At 43.0% G+C, this 16,577-nt stretch carries 12 protein-coding genes; 8 read left to right on the top strand and 4 right to left on the bottom strand.

Translation table 11 applies throughout. The features are described from left to right. Positions 1-75: 75 nt before the first annotated feature. Entirely contained in the window at positions 76-1,695 is a 1,620-nt protein-coding gene (gene focA, locus H5073_RS15075) for a formate transporter FocA (protein ID WP_259394917.1), read from the bottom strand. Between the two features lie 680 nt (positions 1,696-2,375). Between focA and metA the strand changes: the two genes are divergently transcribed. The 3 genes from metA to H5073_RS15060 all read left to right on the top strand — a co-directional run bounded on the left by metA (position 2,376) and on the right by H5073_RS15060 (position 7,485). Beyond that, positions 2,376-3,320 (top strand): homoserine O-succinyltransferase, encoded by a 945-nt coding sequence (metA, locus tag H5073_RS15070; protein WP_182680390.1) that lies wholly within the window; start codon positions 2,376-2,378, stop codon positions 3,318-3,320. Between the two features lie 111 nt (positions 3,321-3,431). Then, positions 3,432-5,342 (top strand): tetratricopeptide repeat-containing diguanylate cyclase, encoded by a 1,911-nt coding sequence (locus tag H5073_RS15065; protein WP_182680389.1) that lies wholly within the window; start codon positions 3,432-3,434, stop codon positions 5,340-5,342. Between the two features lie 265 nt (positions 5,343-5,607). Beyond that, positions 5,608-7,485, top strand: a complete 1,878-nt coding sequence (locus tag H5073_RS15060) for a methyl-accepting chemotaxis protein (RefSeq protein WP_182680388.1) — start codon at positions 5,608-5,610, stop codon at positions 7,483-7,485. 100 nt (positions 7,486-7,585) lie between these two features. Here H5073_RS15060 and H5073_RS15055 read toward each other — a convergent pair whose 3' ends face one another. Both H5073_RS15055 and H5073_RS15050 read right to left on the bottom strand, forming a co-directional pair. Beyond that, positions 7,586-8,404 carry a DUF2797 domain-containing protein gene (locus H5073_RS15055; protein WP_182680387.1) on the bottom strand — a complete coding sequence of 273 codons (819 nt, stop codon included), beginning with the start codon at positions 8,402-8,404 and terminating at the stop codon, positions 7,586-7,588. Positions 8,405-8,506: 102 nt separating this feature from the next. Next, a complete protein-coding gene (locus H5073_RS15050; RefSeq protein ID WP_182680386.1) occupies positions 8,507-9,013 on the bottom strand; it encodes a glycine cleavage system protein R in 507 nt (168 codons plus the stop codon). 273 nt (positions 9,014-9,286) lie between these two features. Between H5073_RS15050 and H5073_RS15045 the strand changes: the two genes are divergently transcribed. From H5073_RS15045 to H5073_RS15025, 5 genes are all read left to right on the top strand, one after another. After that, on the top strand, positions 9,287-11,542 hold the full coding sequence (locus H5073_RS15045) for an ABC transporter permease subunit (protein WP_182680385.1): 2,256 nt from the start codon (positions 9,287-9,289) through the stop codon (positions 11,540-11,542). Positions 11,543-11,626: 84 nt separating this feature from the next. After that, on the top strand, positions 11,627-13,285 hold the full coding sequence (gene pstA / locus H5073_RS15040) for a phosphate ABC transporter permease PstA (RefSeq protein WP_182680384.1): 1,659 nt from the start codon (positions 11,627-11,629) through the stop codon (positions 13,283-13,285). 30 nt (positions 13,286-13,315) lie between these two features. After that, complete coding sequence (gene pstB / locus H5073_RS15035) at positions 13,316-14,134, top strand: phosphate ABC transporter ATP-binding protein PstB (RefSeq protein WP_182680383.1); 819 nt, start codon at positions 13,316-13,318, stop codon at positions 14,132-14,134. Positions 14,135-14,194: 60 nt separating this feature from the next. Continuing rightward, complete coding sequence (phoU, locus tag H5073_RS15030; RefSeq protein ID WP_182680382.1) at positions 14,195-14,905, top strand: phosphate signaling complex protein PhoU; 711 nt, start codon at positions 14,195-14,197, stop codon at positions 14,903-14,905. A 154-nt stretch (positions 14,906-15,059) separates the two neighbouring features. Further along, positions 15,060-15,653 carry a DUF502 domain-containing protein gene (locus tag H5073_RS15025; protein WP_182680381.1) on the top strand — a complete coding sequence of 198 codons (594 nt, stop codon included), beginning with the start codon at positions 15,060-15,062 and terminating at the stop codon, positions 15,651-15,653. Between the two features lie 199 nt (positions 15,654-15,852). Here the strand turns inward: H5073_RS15025 and H5073_RS15020 are convergent, their stop codons facing one another. Next, positions 15,853-16,239 carry a cytoplasmic protein gene (locus tag H5073_RS15020; protein ID WP_182680380.1) on the bottom strand — a complete coding sequence of 129 codons (387 nt, stop codon included), beginning with the start codon at positions 16,237-16,239 and terminating at the stop codon, positions 15,853-15,855. Positions 16,240-16,577 lie beyond the last annotated feature (338 nt).

Here is a 16,577-nt window from a genome sequence, read left to right as displayed (position 1 = left end):
AGTAAAAATCATAAAAAACAGGAGCCAATTGGCTCCTGTTTTTTTATCTGCTTAAATTTACTGGGGGAAATAAGCTTATGCCACAGATTGTTGCTCAGCCGTACGGCTAGTCTCTTGATGTTTAGGCCTGTATAAATTGGCTAACATTTGCATCAGGGCTTCGCGGCGGATAATCCCACATAAACGACCATTTTCAACCACAGGATAAGCACTAGGCACAACAGCTGCGGCATCACGTAAGCGTGCTTCATAGCTTTGATAGTTACCATTGATATACATGCCTGAATCCGTTACCGGAAAGAGTTTTTTCTTATCGACCACCATAAATTCTAGCAGCTGCACCACCTTTTCAGTTGGTGCAACTGTGAGCATCTTGGTCTGCATAATATCTTTTACAGTAGTGGGCAATTGTGAGGAAAGTTCTTCAGACCAAAGTGAGCGCATGAGATCTTGCTCTGAGATAAATCCTAATAGCTGCTTATCAGTGTCGACAACAGGTGCACTGCGAACATTATTCTTTGCTAACAAGATAACGGCTTGATAAATACTGGTATCTGCTAAAAGGCTAGTAGGTTGAGTGTCCATTAGTTCGCTGATGATAAGTTTTTGAATTTTATTATGCATGGCTAAGTCCTCTTGACTTGATGGTGGCTGATTAGGGCGATATTGCTCTGCTTGGTACTTGTTTACAGAAGGTGGAACTACAGTAGAGTGATTCATGGAGTGTGGATTCGTTTTATCATGAGCTTGGGGAGGGGGATCCAGCAGCAAGGATGGCACTTGGTTAGCTATTTTTGTATTGGCTTTGTCTATCCAAAAATAACCTAAACCTACAAATACCGCGCCGCCGAGAATGTTACCTAGGGTCACGGGAATAAGGTTATGAAGCACAAAGTTACTGATGCTAAGGTCTGCAAATGTTTGTGGCATCAGCCCTAAGGCACTGAAGTATTCATTTCCAGCAAAGGTGTGAATGGCAATACCCAGTGGCACCATAAATAAGTTAGCAATGCTGTGTTCAAAGCCGCTGGAGACGAACATGGCTACGGGTAATATAAGCAGTAAAGATTTAGCTAAGGCATCTTTACTGCTAAAGGTCATCCAGACACCAAGGCACACCAGTAAGTTACATAAGGTGCCTAGGGCAAATGCTTGACTCCAATCATGGTGGATTTTGTGCTGTGAAACCAGCAATGCATTAAGCCCCCATGCGTTGCTATCCAGAAGATACATTTTTGACATCATGACCAAGATTAGTACCAGCATGGCACCGCATAAATTGCCTAAATAGACCCGCGTCCAGCAGCTAAGTAACTGCCTTGTAGTCACTCGTTTTTGTGCCCAAGCAATGGTGCTCAATACTGTGCTAGTAAAGAGTTCACCGCCCAGTACAACCACCAGAATGAGCCCTAAGCTAAAAGCTAGCCCACCACAAAATCTGACTAAGCCCCATGAGCTTTGAGCTGAGCCCGTTGTGACGGTAAGGTAAAAGACGAATGCCAGCGAAATGAAGGCTCCGGCAAATACAGACAAGCCAAATGATTGTCCAAAATGCTTGGTGACTTTGGCTTGTCCATACGCGGCCGCTTGTTGAAATGGGCTCATCCCTGCGGCGTTGTCCACTAGAGTGAGATAACTGATTTGGCTGCTATTAAGCCGCTGTAAGTTCGCCCCTTGAGCGCGTTCTTCTATCATGATGTCTTCCCTAAGGCATTATTGGCGCCAAAAAAAAGGGAGCCGTCAAAGGGAAGGGGCGCGCTAAAGAGAGCTGGGTTGATATAACAAATGTACATGGTTAACTCCTTGAATTTATGGTGCTTACTTGTTTTTCAGCCATTTGCTTAACAACAGAATACAGAATAAAATTTAAAATAATATTGAGACTTTTTTAGGCTAGGTATCAATAAAATTGATAGTAAATTTGAGCCAGTATTGCGTTATTTGGCTCTATTTGAGGGCTCTTTTTCGCTGGTGTGTAACGATTGAACCTAGGTTCAATAACGGGAATGTGTAAGCGGGTAAAAATCACGACTGAGTTGAGGGAGATGGCTTAGGGCTATGACTTAGGGCTATGACTTAGGATCATGATTTAGCTGGGAAACCTATCGTTATGAAAAGTATCAAGATGTACTCAGACAAGAAAGATTGATAACAAGTATCAGTTTTATAGCGTGGAATATGCAAAAGGCATGGGATGGTTGCGGCGGAAACGTGTAGCGCTATTTCTTACCTATGGCTAAGTTGATTTGCCTTAGTTGATGAGTAAGCAAAGCGGAAAAATTCTCATGGTAAAAACAAAAAACATAGTAGACATCTAGACGTCCTTGCTTATGATGTGAAAGTGACTATGATGAATATCTTACTAGGAGGCGAGTATGCCAGTCAGGATCCCCGATGATTTACCCGCGGCGAGTATTTTAGAATCTGAAAATATCTTTGTGATGTCAGAAACCCGCGCCGCGAATCAGGATATTCGTCCCATGCGAGTGCTTATCCTTAACTTAATGCCCAATAAAATTGAGACTGAAACTCAGTTGCTGCGTTTATTAGGTAATACGCCCCTACAGGTGAATGTGGATTTGCTGCGCATTCATGATAAAACCTCCAAACATACTTCATTGGATCACATGAATAATTTCTATTGTGATTTTGAAGCAGTACGCCAGCACAATTACGACGGCCTTATCATCACAGGTGCGCCCTTAGGGCAAATTGATTTTGAAGATGTTAGCTATTGGGATCATATCTGCGAGATCATCGATTGGTCTCAGACTCATGTTACTTCAGTGCTGTTCCTGTGCTGGGCAGCACACGCGGCCTTATATCATTTGTATGGTTTGCAGCGACAAGTGTTAGCAGAAAAGTGCTCAGGAGTATTTAATCACAGCCGTACTCAAGCGCCGCATCCCTTGCTACGTGGTTTTGATGATGAGTTTTATGCACCTCACTCACGCTTTGCACAAATGAACTTACAGGAATTAAAACAACATGATGGACTTGATGTGCTGGCTGAATCCTCTGATGCTGGCGCCTATATAGTGTTAAGTAAGGATAATCGTAACCTGTTTGTCACAGGTCACCCTGAGTATCAAAAAAACACCTTAAGTGATGAATTTATTCGTGATAGCAATGAAGGTTTAAAGCCAAAGGTTCCTTGTAATTATTTTCGTGATGACAATCCAGAACAAGATATTATCGCCCGCTGGCACAGCCATGGCTCGTTACTTGTGAGCAATTGGCTCAACTATTATGTGTATCAGTTAACCCCTTATGATCTTAGTGATATGAGCGCTACCACGCCGTGGGAGAATAAAAACTAATCAACTAAGTTATTCAAGGGGTTGCGATGAGGTAGACTTGAACTATGGTTATAGCAATATAATTCTCCCTGATGATTGTCTTTGTCGATTTTAGCCGCTATGGAGCACCCTATGCAGCGTGTTGTTGTGATTATTTCCATGCTCTGTTGGTGTTTACTGGCAATGAATGCCCCTGTATTTGCTGAGGAGGAGCAAGCTGCAATCAAGGATACGCCACAAGATGATGTTATCCAGCAAATTATTAGCCATTCGGCGACCTTAAGTGATGCTAAGCAAAGATTAAGCTATTTAAAAACTCAAGCGTTAGTTGCGCAAAGTTTGCCGTTACTCAAACAAGCTCAGTGGCTGCATTTACTTGCCATCGAGCAAGAAGCCCTAGGAAAATTGGATGGTGCAGCAGCATCTTACACTCAAGCTATCCATATGCTTGAGCCTTTACCCCTAAGCGCTTTATTGGTTAACAGCTACCTTGAACGCTCCTATATTGTCTATCTTAATAGCAACGATGCTAGCCTGTATTGCCAAGATAGAAATATCGCTCTAACCCATGCCAGAAAACTCAATGACCCCGAATTGCTGGTTAAAGCATTAAGCCTTAATGCATTTTGCTTTAACAATGCACAAAATTTTAATGTCGGTTTGATGTTATTAGATGAAGCATTAGATATCGCCAGAGCAAATCAATTATCTAATAATCGCCAAGCCATGATTTATAACGCTTCTGCGACTCTCTATCGGGATAATGGACTCCATAGACGTGCGTTAACCTTTTACAAGCAAGCATTTGAGTTGTGGCAGCAAGTTGATGACACCCAAGACATGTTTAATATGCTTCATAACTTGATTGGTGAGTCAGTGAATTTATCCCTCTGGCAGGAGGCTGATGGCTATTTGGCTCAGATGAAAACCTTGGTAGTGGAAAAGAGTAACCTTAAGGATTTTAAGTTTAAGGATTTTGAGTTTTTCTATCAATACAACCTAGGGCAACGTTGGCTGTATAGCTATGACTTCATAGAGGCGATTGTACATTTAAAACAAGCCATAGCGCTGGAAAATAGCACAAGTGAAGCTTATTTTGTCCACACAAGTTATGCATTTCTAGCCATTGCTTATTTGCAACTTGGCGATAAAAAGCAGGCCATTCATTGGGCTAAGCGTTTTAACGATGTTAGCCAAGGTGCCCACAGTAAGAAAGATCTGCAAATGGCCATTGAAGCCATTGGCTTGCTTGGCGAAGGTAAAACGATTGATGCAGTTAATTTGTTGCTTAAAACCATTAATGATGAACGCACAAAATTTGCTGATTTTATTAATAATGGGATCATTTATTCGGCTTTAGAGCATAATTCTAAGGTAGCGGAACATCAGAATCGCTTACTTGAAAATCAATTAGAAATCAAAAGGCTAGCTCTTAATGCTCAGCATGATGAGCAGCAAATCACCCGTTTAACTCTATGGTTAACTTTGCTACTGGTTCTGGTGCTATTAAGTCTTATGGCATTTTTGTATCAGTCGAGACGGCATTTTAAACATAGATCTCAGACCGATTACTTAACTGGTATCGCCAGTCGCAGCTACACCATGGAGGAAGGAGAGACACTGCATAGTCATAGCCGAAAACAGGGACAGACCCTGGCGGTAATCATGTTTGATATTGATAATTTTAAACGCATTAATGATTCTCATGGCCATGATATTGGTGATATGGCCATCAGGGCGGTGGCTCAACGTGCTAAACATTTTCTTAAACAACAGGATATTTTAGGCCGTGTTGGTGGGGAGGAGTTTTTACTCATTTTACCTAATAGCCAGAAACAGGATGCAATATTAATTGCTGAGCGTCTAAGGGCTAGTATAGATGACAAAATATTTAATTTTAAAGGTATTGAACTGAGGTTTTCTATCAGTGTTGGCGTGGCGCTATCCCACCCTGAACAATCTTTTAACAACCAAGTTAAAAGCGCCGACTTGGCCTTATATCAAGCTAAAAATGCCGGTAGAAATTGCGTGTCATTCTGCTAATTTAATCAAATATTAATGCTGGTATTCATTATTATTTATGAAAGCTTTTCATACTCTTGTGTTTGAAAGCATCATAACGGATTACTTTTATACTCAATTTGTGTGCAAAGTGTACGCAATATGATTCTTTTCAGAAATTTACTTTCATAAATATTTACCATTCCTATGTATAGCGATACTATTAATTCTAATGTTGTAATTTAATTTCTATTACGTTAATTAATTTCTAATTAATGAGTTGCTGTTATTGATTTAGGGAGCTATTTTGAAACTAGGATTTAAAGGCAAGATAATTTTTGGCGCTGTGGCCATGATTACACTGACCTTAATAAGCATACAAACACTGTCATTATCAGCCTACCGTACCGATAAAATTAGCCAAGTAGAAAGCTTGTCGAATCAAATTATTGAGTTAGAAGCCTATAAAATTGAATCTTGGGTGAAAAAAACACTTAATGTTATTCAAAACTCAGTGCCTGACTTAAATGCGATCAGCGACGCTGAGCAGTTAAAAAGTGCGTTAGCGCTTATTGTTAGCAGTAATGGTTTATCCAATCTGTTTGTCGGCTTAGATAGTGGAGAAATATATTCACAGGGGATAAGCATAGAGGGTAGTGCTTCTCAAGCGGCATGGTTCGAATTGGCTAAAAAAACGGCCAAGGTGAGTATTTCTGAGGTGATGTTTGATAACGCCAGCGGTGATGCCTATTTATATTTGGTGGCGCCGCTAAAAATGGGAGTATTAGCCAGTCGCATCGAACTTAGGCAATTAACACAGTTGTTAAAACAAGTGAATTTCCCTGGTGCTATCGTGGCTATTTACGATCATCAAATGCGCACCATAGCCTCAACAGGAGAAGCTGATAAGCCTGGGCAAAAACTCTCAAATCATCCTCAATTGGTGAGCCTGGAGCAAGCGATGTTTTCCCAAGGTAATGGCAGCCATGAGTTGAGCTTGATGGGGGTCGATAAGGTAAGTTATTTCCGAGTCGTGCCTCTGCTTAATGGCGTGCAATGGCACATGTTAATCGCCCTTGATAAATCGGTTGCCTATGAGAAAGTGGAACAGGCCACGTTAAGTGCTGCCTTAACCACCTTGTTATCGATCATTATCGCTATTCCAATATTAATTCTATTACTGAATTATTTATATCGACCCATTCTGGAGCTTAAAGAGATGATCTTAGGCTTAAGTTCTGGTGATGGTGATTTAACCCATCAATTAACTGTCCATTCCGCCGATGATTTAGGCATTATTGCTAGTGGGATAAATAAATTCATCAGTAACTTACGAGAAATGATGCTAGAAGTTGAGGCAGCCTCTGTTGTGATGTCTGATGGCCTTAATTTAGTCAAGCATTCAGTCACAGAAAATAGCCGAGTACTCAATCAGCATGCAGTGGAAACGGATCAAGTCGTTACCGCTGTGACTGAAATGAGTGCGACAGCTGAGTCTGTCGCGCAGAACGCCGCCACAGCAGCGACCTATACCCGTAAAACTAATCAAGCAGCACAATCATCGAAAGTCGTAGTGACTACCGCAGTGGCTAGCATGAGCTCACTTATTCACGAAGTGGATGGGATGGCTGAAAGCATTCAGAAAATGAACAATGACACCCAAAATATTAATGCTATTTTAAAGGTTATTGGCGATATTTCTGAGCAAACTAACTTGCTTGCGCTAAATGCTGCCATTGAAGCTGCAAGAGCTGGAGAGCAGGGCCGAGGCTTTGCTGTGGTTGCCGATGAAGTGCGGGCACTAGCAGCGCGTACGCGCACCAGCACAGATGAAATCAATGTGATGCTGGATAATCTAAGTCAAGCTTCTGCTCAAGTGATGAGTGATATGCAAGGCACTAAAATTAGTTGTGAAACAGCAGCTAAAAATACCGCAGGGGTGTCTGAACACTTAGATGTGATGAGTGGCACTATTGTTGAAATCACTGACATTGGCGATCAAATTGCAACCGCTGCCGAAGAGCAAAGCGCGGTGGCGGAAGATATTAATCAGAATATGACCATGATCCGCGATATGGTTAATAAACTGGTCATAAACTCTGACACTAGCTTAAGCAATGCCAATACCTTAGCCCAATCTAACACTAAGTTAATTGCTTTAGTGGGGCAGTTTAAACTTAACTAAACTGATTGGTATCACCTCTTTTAAAATGGGGGGACGTTATAAATAAAAAAGAGCCGCAGTCGGCTCTTTTTTGTGGCTGTTTCTAGCTGGTTAACTAGCGTTAGCTGTTTGCATTTACTTCGTAGGAGCTAAATTTTCGGATATTAATCACCCCAGTATCAAAAATCAGATACTGGCCTTTAATGCCGACCAAAGTACCGCTTACGATAGGGTCTTTATCAAAGTTATGTGAGCTGACTTTTTTAGGGAATTGCTCCACGGGATAGCAAATCTGTTGAATGTTGTCCTCAAGGCGTTCTATTTTGTAATCGCCTTTTTCCATGGCAAGTTCATTCAGCCTTTGCTCTATTTGTGGAATAAGCAACTGGGCTTGCTGAGTTAAATCAATATCATCAGCATTGCTTTTTAACATCGCTTGCCAATTAGTTTTGTCTTTAACCAGCTTGGCTAACTCAACTTCAATAAGCCCAGATAACTGCCGAGTAGAGACCTTAAAGATGGCTAAGCCTTGAGTGGCGCCTTGATCTATCCAGCGAGTTGGAATTTGATTGTGTCGGGTAATGCCGACCTTAATGCCAGAGGTATTTGACAGATAAACATAGTGAGGTACAAAACAATGGGATTGAGCCCACTGCGGCTCACGACAAGTGCCTTTATCGAAATGACAAGTCTCAGGCTTCATAATGCATAAATCGCAGCTGGCAAGCTTTTGCATGCAAGGAAAGCAATGACCTTGAGAATAACTTTTTTTAGTTTTTCTGCCACAGTTACAACAAAAAATATTACCTGTGTGGGTTAGGGTCAAGGTTTGACCAATTAGCGGGTTTAAAGGGAGCTCGTTGTCACCAACGACCAGGCTATACTGCACCACATCCGCTTCATCAAGGCGGCTGCGCAGTTTTTTTAGGGTTCCAAGCATGACATTCCAATATTTGAGTATTTCTGCGCTAGTTTACCAGAGGCTTGAGCTGAGTTTAACCTCAGTTGGAAGGCTAGCCTCATTTAGGTCATAACCTAAGGCTCATGCGCTTTTACTGAGTTTATCTAACACTACATCATCACCCATGGCATAGAGGGATTCAGTTAATAATGCTTCTTGTGATGGATCGGTTAACCCTAGGCCGAAAGTGGCACGAAATAAGGCAACACCTGTGTGACTGGCGGTTTCAAATTGGCTGCTGAATTCTTCAATGTTTATTCCCAGTGCACTAATTTTATTAGAAATTTCCAATACTAGTCCGGGTCTGTCATAGGCGACTAAATTGTAGCTCAAACGCTTGATGGGCTTAGGAGTGACACTGGTCTTGGCGAATGTCAGGCTCAAGCCTTCAAGGTATTCTAGGGCTTCTAGGAGTTCATCCCATTTTTGTTCTGCGATTTCTAATTGTAATATAGCCGCAAAAATACCGTCGATATGACGCATTTCAGAGTCTAACCAGTTACCACCATGATGACTGATGGTGTTAGCAATTTGTTCAACTAATCCTTTTCTATCAGTTGCTTGTAGCGTTATCAAATAACGGATCATATTTTATTTCTCCTCTGAACTGAGCATTTCTTTGCTGTAACACTATTGTCATGTTTGCGTAATATAATTTGCGCCATTAATGAATGGTCTTCTGTGTTTTCGGGCTATCTCTATTATCGCTTATTAATTTGAGCCGTTAGTTTAGCGACATAAATTAATGAGTTAACCAATAGGTCTCAGCTTGAACCTATAAGTTACACAACAAAGTATTAACACAGCCAAATTCACAATCCTAGCGAAATATCGTTATCGATTAAATTATAGAGGTTCTTAATGGAAAGTCAGGTAAGTCAGCCGACTTCTGCAGCGAGCAAGATTTTAGGCGGCAGTAAGGCAAAAAGCAGGGCATTTAAGGATAAGACGGCCGAAGTGGGTGTTACCATAGGTGGCACCTTAGTATTTGTAGCCTTATTATTGATTTTCTTTTACTTACTTTACGTGATTAAGCCGATTTTTGATGGTGCAGATGTTCGCCCTCTAACTGAAATCAGTTTAGCTGACACTCAAACCCCAAGCTTGATGATAGGCACAGACGAGCAAAATGAAATCGCCTTTAGGGTAAAAAATAATGGCGAAGTTGATTTTTACTCTGTGGCCAGCGGCCAACTGATTAGTTCACAAAAACCACGGTTAAGTGATGGTGTTACCGTAACCAGCAGCGCTAAATCTTCTCCTAATGAGCAACGATTCGCCCTTGGATTAAGCTCTGGAAAAGTACTGGTTGTTGATGTTGATTTTGCGGTGACTTACCCAGATAACCAACGGCTTATCACCCCCAAATTGCGCTACCCCAATGGCGAAGCGCCGCTTAATCTATCCACGGATTCAGCGGTTTATAATCTGGCTTTTGATTACAGCGACAGCCGCATGAGTTTTGCTTATCAAGACGCTGATGGTCAATGGCGTTTCAATCGCCAAGAAGGCGAAGAAAATATGATGACTGAGGAGGTTGAGTGGAACGCCAGCGAATCCATCATTGAAGATGCGCCGACCAATAAAACCCATGCCTTGGTAACTCCAGATCACAGCCAGCTTATTCTGCCCGGTACTGATAAAATTTATGTATATAACACCCGTGATGCTGATGCGATTGATTTGCTGCAAGTTATCGATGTGAGAAATGGTCAAGATACCGTAAATCAAGTGTCATTATTGGCAGGCGCCAGCTCAATTCTGGTGAATTACGACTCAGGGCGGGTGGCACAATATTTCCAGGTTAATAGTGATAGCGGCCGCTTATATAAGCTGATCCGTCATTTTGATGAATTAGCGCCTATGTCAGCCATCGCGACTGAGTTTTACCGTAAAAGCTTTGCAGTGGTGAGCGCAGAAGGTCAATTATCACTGCTTTATACCACCAGTGAGCGCACATTGTTTCAGCAAAAGCTTGAACTCGAATCCCCCACTAATATGGCATTTAGCCCACGTTCTAATGCCTTAATCGTAGAAACCAACAAGGCGCTTAACTTGTTTGTGGTTGATAACAGCCACCCAGAAGTCAGCTGGAGCGCAATGTGGGAAAAGGTGTGGTATGAAGGCTATCCTGAGCCGCAATATGTGTGGCAATCCACATCGGGCTCTGATGATTTTGAAGCTAAATTAAGTTTGATGCCGCTGGCCTTTGGCACCATGAAAGCTGCATTCTACGCTATGTTATTCGCAGTGCCCTTAGCTGTAGCTGGGGCTGTTTATACCGCTTACTTTATGTCGCCTAAAGTGCGCAGCATAGTGAAACCTACCATTGAAATCATGGAAGCCTTACCGACTGTTATTTTAGGTTTCTTAGCCGGATTATGGCTGGCGCCCTTAATTGAGGATCACCTCCCAGGGATTTTCATGCTACTAGTGCTGCTGCCAAGCGCTATTTTAGCCAGTGCATTTGGCTGGAGCCTACTGCCTGGGCGCTGGAAACAGCGTTTACCTGAAGTTTATCAAGAGCTGATGCTTATTCCTGTGATTATCTTTGTGGGTTGGTTCTGTTTTGCTATCAGTCCTACTGTTGAGCTTGTGTTATTTGGCGGCGATACCCGTCAGTTTATAACCAATGAGCTCGGGATAACGTTCGACCAACGTAATGCACTGGTTGTTGGTATTGCCATGGGGTTTGCGGTTATTCCAACGATTTTCTCCATCGCTGAAGATGCCATCTTCTCTGTGCCACGTCACTTATCAAACGGCAGCTTGGCATTAGGGGCCACCAATTGGCAGACCTTGACCCGTGTTGTGTTACTTACTGCAAGCCCTGGTATTTTCTCAGCCATCATGATGGGACTTGGCCGCGCCGTAGGGGAAACCATGATAGTACTGATGGCCACAGGTAACACGGCAATCCTGGAGTGGAGCGTGTTTGAAGGTATGCGTACTTTAGCGGCTAATATCGCGGTAGAAATGCCAGAATCTGCCATAGGCAGCTCCCATTATCGGGTGTTATTCCTGGCAGCCTTTGTATTGTTTATTTTCACCTTCTTCTTTAACACTATCGCCGAGGTTGTGCGTCAGCGATTAAGAGAACGCTACAGTTCGCTGTAACGCTAGGGATAAAAGTTGAGAGTGCTATGCATAATGTATTGAATAATAAATTTATTTCGCCAATTCCCTTAAGAGGTGTGTGCAATGGGTAAGTGGGTAAAATCAGGTTCACCTTGGATTTGGATGACAGGTGGTGCCGTTAGTATTAGTTTGATTGCGGTGCTTGGACTATTGCTGCTTATCGCTTGGCGCGGATTAAGCTACTTTTGGCCTGCTGATCTATATCAGTGGCAGCTTGAAGACAGCCAAGGGCAAAAAGCCACCTTGATCGGTGAAATATACGACCGAGAAGAAGTCCCCTCAGAGCGTTTAATTTCAGCGGGGCATAAGTTTCAGCAGCAACCCGGCGAGTTTGTCACCCGTTACTTGGTTAAGACAGGTAATCGTGAGTTTGTCGGTTTAGATTTTCGCTGGATTTTAGCCACAGACATCATTAGTCGTGAGGTGCCCTCTGGACTGGCTAAATTTGAGCGCACCAAAAACGGTAACTTTTACGGTTATCCCATTGCCGTGATTGAAGATGGCAAGCGCCTAGCGTTAGCCGAAGGCGATTTAGGTTCATCACTGAATGCGCATATTGCCCGTAGCGTTGCCATTGCAGATGAGGCGTTAGATTTACAAAAAACTGACATAGGTTCGATTAACTATCGCATTGAGCGCTTACGCCTTAAAGAGCGTAAGCATGAGCTGGATGGCGATTTAACTGAGGCGAAAAAAGCCAGTATAGAAGCCCAAATTGCGCAATTGAATGCAGATTATCTAGTGTTAGAAAAACGCTTATTTGCCTTACGCGATGCTGCAAGCCGAGACAGCGTAGTGATTAAGGACATGCGCGGTGAAGAGGTTATCTTGAAGTTAGATACCGTGCTTGCTGTCAGTTATGTCAATGACATGAGCACCCTAGATAAACTGCTGCATTGGTTTAAAGGCGTGGGCGGTTTTGTGGTAGATGATCCCCGTGAAGCCAACACTGAGGGCGGCGTATTCCCAGCTATTTTCGGTACCGTGTTCATGGTGATGCTGATGGCAGTTATTGTGACGCCATTTGGGGTTATCGCGGCAATTTATTTACATGAGTACGCCAAAAAAGGTCCCATCACTAAGATGATCCGTATCGCGGTGATTAACTTAGCGGGGGTACCTTCCATTGTTTACGGGGTATTTGGTTTAGGTTTCTTCGTTTATATGCTGGGTGGTTCCATTGACCAACTCTTCTATCCTGAAGCCTTGCCAGCACCTACCTTTGGCTCACCTGGGGTGATTTGGTCGGCGCTGACCTTGGCTATTTTGACTTTGCCAGTGGTTATCGTCTCAACGGAGGAAGGCTTAAGCCGTATCCCAAGCGCGGTGCGCCAAGGCAGTTTAGCCTTAGGGGCAACTAAGGCTGAAACCTTATGGCGGATTGTTATTCCAATGGCAAGCCCTGCCATTATGACTGGACTTATTTTAGCGGTCGCCCGTGCAGCCGGTGAAGTGGCGCCCTTGATGTTAGTGGGTGTGGTAAAGCTTGCGCCAACGCTGCCACTGGACATGAACTTCCCCTTTGTGCATTTAGAACGTAAATTTATGCACTTAGGCTTCCATATATATGATGTGGGCTTTCAAAGCCCGAACGTAGAAGCGGCGCGTCCGCTAGTTTACGCCACCTCATTCTTATTGGTGTCTGTGATTGTTGCACTTAACTTAACAGCCATTAGTGTGCGTAATCACTTACGCGAAAAGTTTCGTTCGCTTGAACATTAATTAACGATATCCTGACGTTAAGGACTTATGATGATTTCGATAGATCAAAGAGCTATGCAAGAAAAATCGATAGATTTAGAACATTTATCGGCGCAGGATACCGCCCTTGAGATCCGTAACTTAGATTTAAGCTACGGTGACAAGCAGGCGCTATTTAATGTGTCGATGAAGATCCCAAAGAAACAAGTTACTGCCTTTATTGGTCCATCTGGCTGTGGTAAATCCACTTTACTGCGCTGCATCAACCGTATGAATGATTTGGTCGACAGTTGCAAAATTAAAGGTGAAATTTTGCTCCATGGGCAAAATATTTATGATAAAAAAGTCGATGTTGCCGCCTTACGCCGTAACGTGGGCATGGTGTTTCAGCGCCCAAATCCATTCCCTAAATCCATTTATGAAAACGTGGTTTATGGTCTGCGTCTGCAAGGGTTAAATAACCGCCGAGATTTAGATGAAGCCGCAGAGCGCTCACTTCGCGGCGCGGCGATTTGGGATGAAGTGAAAGACAGACTGCACGATAACGCCTTTGGTTTATCAGGCGGTCAGCAGCAACGTCTAGTTATAGCGCGGGCGATTGCCATTGAGCCAGAAGTCTTGTTACTGGATGAACCGACTTCTGCGCTGGATCCTATCTCCACCTTGACTATCGAAGAGCTTATTACTGAGCTTAAAGACAAGTACACTGTGGTGATTGTGACGCACAACATGCAACAGGCGGCAAGGGTGTCTGATCAAACCGCCTTTATGTACATGGGCGAGCTGGTGGAATATGCCGATACCAACACCATTTTTACCACCCCAAGAAAACGTAAAACAGAAGATTACATCACTGGGCGTTACGGTTAAACCTGCTGTTTTCGTCACGTTATCAATGCTGCGCACAGTCATGAATTGGAAGAGTAAATTATGGAAAAGATGAATTTAAACAAACATATATCAGGGCAGTTCAATGCAGAGCTCGATGATATTCGCAACCGAGTGCTGGCCATGGGCGGCTTGGTTGAGCGTCAACTTGAGCAATCTTTAGATGCCTTAAGTACTTTAGACGCCGAGCTTGCTCAAAAGGTCATTGAAGGGGATCACCGAGTGAATGGCATGGAAGTGTCTATCGATGAAGAATGTACCCGCATTATTGCTAAGCGCCAGCCTGCAGCCAGCGATTTACGCCTTATTATTGCTATCTCTAAAACGATTGCAGATCTTGAACGTATTGGTGATGCTTGCGTACGTATTGCTAAAGCGGCGCTAGATAAGCGCACTAATAATCAGCAGCCGTTGTTGGTGAGCATAGACAATATGGGCCGCCATGCTACCCGTATGCTGCATTCCACGTTAGATGCATTAGCCCGTATGGATGCTGAAAATGCCTTAGAGCTACATAAGGAAGATGCCAAGCTTGATAAAGAATATGAAGGCATTATCCGGCAGTTGATGACCCATATGATGGAAGACCCCCGCTCAATCCCAGGGGTGCTAGATGTACTTTGGGCGGCACGTGCCATTGAGCGGGTAGGGGATCGCTGTAAGAATATCTGTGAGTACATTATCTACTACGTTAAAGGTAAAGATGTGCGCCATACCTCCTACGAGGATATGGAAAAAGATGTGAATAGCTAATCTTAATAGCGTTTGTTGTTAATCGTTATTTGTTAATAGCGAGTGCATGATATTTTTGCTGGCTAATCCCTGAAATGACTTTGCCCTAACTCCCTTGAGTTAGGGCTTTTTTTTATACACAATGGCGCCACTTTACTTATTTTGAGAAGCATCCATGAAAACAACCTTGGCCCGTGGGCTGACTAATTTATTGCCTATGGTGTTGTCCATTTGGCTATTTTGGTCGCTATTTATTTCCCTCGACAGCTTGGGACAGTTATTACTTGAGATCTTAGGGATTGAAAAGATTGTCGTGGGCGCAGGCTTTGCATTAGTGGCAAGCTTAGTGTTTGTGGCAGGGCTATTATTTTCTGTGAGCCCCATTGTCTGGGTATACAGCTGGATTGAACGTCAACTGATGAGATTCCCGCTGTTTAAGACTGTGTATGGCAGTATTCGCGATATCGCCGGATTAATGAGTCGAGACGGTAAACCTAAGACCCAAAAAACTGTGCTAGTAAAACAGGCTAATGGCAGTTATGTGGTGGGGTTTATTATGAGTGATGCTATGCCTGAACCTCTGCTTAGCGCCTTACCCGAAGGGGATTGGGTGCCAGTGTTATTTCAGCTGAGCTACCAAGTGGCAGGGGTGACAAGCCTAGTGCGCAAAGAAGAGCTAATTCCTGTGGAATGGTCATTTGAAGAAGCGATGCGTTTTAACCTCACAGCAGGGATCACAAGTGTAGAGAAGATAAGCCCACAAGTTTAGGTAAAAACAGTCCACGAGCTTAGATTATCGTCTTACCAATAGCCATGACATGGTCATTAAATTCCGTGATGCCATTATGTATTTAAAGGCGACTTCACTGGCTTCATTACTGCCGCAGGTTAGTAATAGATACAAAAAAACCTTATTGGTGCCGCCATTATGCTGACACCAATAAGGCTTAGGGCCATTCGCTTTAAGGTTAAACTGCGACAGCTTCGAGTGAGTTGGCCTTCTCTAATCTATGTTGATAATCTTTGATAAGATGCTGCATTATGCTTTGTGGTGATGCGTCGTGGCAGCAATTATCGAGGAATATTTTGAAGGTGACTAGGGCATGACCATCATGCTTTAAACGGTCGCTTTGCATGGCGAAGTAGGCTTCTTCATTATCGGCCTTTCTGACCACAAAGTTTTCCAATTCAAACGATTTATTACCGGACAAATCGTGCCATTTGGTGATGCGGTTTAATGCGATTTCACAAGATTGGTTTACTTCAATATGATTTAGCCAAGTCGCCGGTGTTTCATTCTCTGTGTAGTGTGGGCATCTGACTGTGTAGTTATATACATGAGTGATTGCTGTCATAAGTTACCTACCTAATTAAGGATGTACCTCACTATAGGCTGTTTATTTTCAATCGGTCAATTGTTATTTCAAGAACTTAGCGTTCATCGTCATTTATTAAATAAATCCTTCTTTTGTATTGAGAACTCATTATTTATGGTGAAGTCTTTCGTGACGATTTTCATTAACTTAGGCATTAAATTAGCTATGGAACTAGGCATTCGCTTAGTTATTAGTAAGCGTCTGGGCAACTACACCTATCTTTTAAAATTCCATGGTAACAGGCTGTCTATATCCGGTGCTGGTTGGCACAGTTCATTAAGGCAAGCCATGATGTAATCAAATGGGACTAAGCCATT

Source organism: Shewanella sp. SR44-3 (assembly GCF_014163735.1).
GTDB lineage: Bacteria > Pseudomonadota > Gammaproteobacteria > Enterobacterales > Shewanellaceae > Shewanella.
The sequence above is the reverse complement of the archived record's forward strand: the minus strand, read 5'-3'. Positions and strand labels throughout refer to the sequence as shown.

Coding starts and splice junctions, on each gene's coding strand:
- H5073_RS15020 (WP_182680380.1), bottom strand. CDS start 16,239: ATGACAGCAATCACTCATGTATATAACTACACAGTCAGATGCCCACAC.
- H5073_RS15045 (WP_182680385.1), top strand. CDS start 9,287: ATGGAAAGTCAGGTAAGTCAGCCGACTTCTGCAGCGAGCAAGATTTTA.
- H5073_RS15055 (WP_182680387.1), bottom strand. CDS start 8,404: ATGCTTGGAACCCTAAAAAAACTGCGCAGCCGCCTTGATGAAGCGGAT.
- pstA (WP_182680384.1), top strand. CDS start 11,627: ATGGGTAAGTGGGTAAAATCAGGTTCACCTTGGATTTGGATGACAGGT.
- metA (WP_182680390.1), top strand. CDS start 2,376: ATGCCAGTCAGGATCCCCGATGATTTACCCGCGGCGAGTATTTTAGAA.
- focA (WP_259394917.1), bottom strand. CDS start 1,695: ATGATAGAAGAACGCGCTCAAGGGGCGAACTTACAGCGGCTTAATAGC.
- pstB (WP_182680383.1), top strand. CDS start 13,316: ATGATTTCGATAGATCAAAGAGCTATGCAAGAAAAATCGATAGATTTA.
- phoU (WP_182680382.1), top strand. CDS start 14,195: ATGGAAAAGATGAATTTAAACAAACATATATCAGGGCAGTTCAATGCA.
- H5073_RS15050 (WP_182680386.1), bottom strand. CDS start 9,013: ATGATCCGTTATTTGATAACGCTACAAGCAACTGATAGAAAAGGATTA.
- H5073_RS15025 (WP_182680381.1), top strand. CDS start 15,060: ATGAAAACAACCTTGGCCCGTGGGCTGACTAATTTATTGCCTATGGTG.
- H5073_RS15065 (WP_182680389.1), top strand. CDS start 3,432: ATGCAGCGTGTTGTTGTGATTATTTCCATGCTCTGTTGGTGTTTACTG.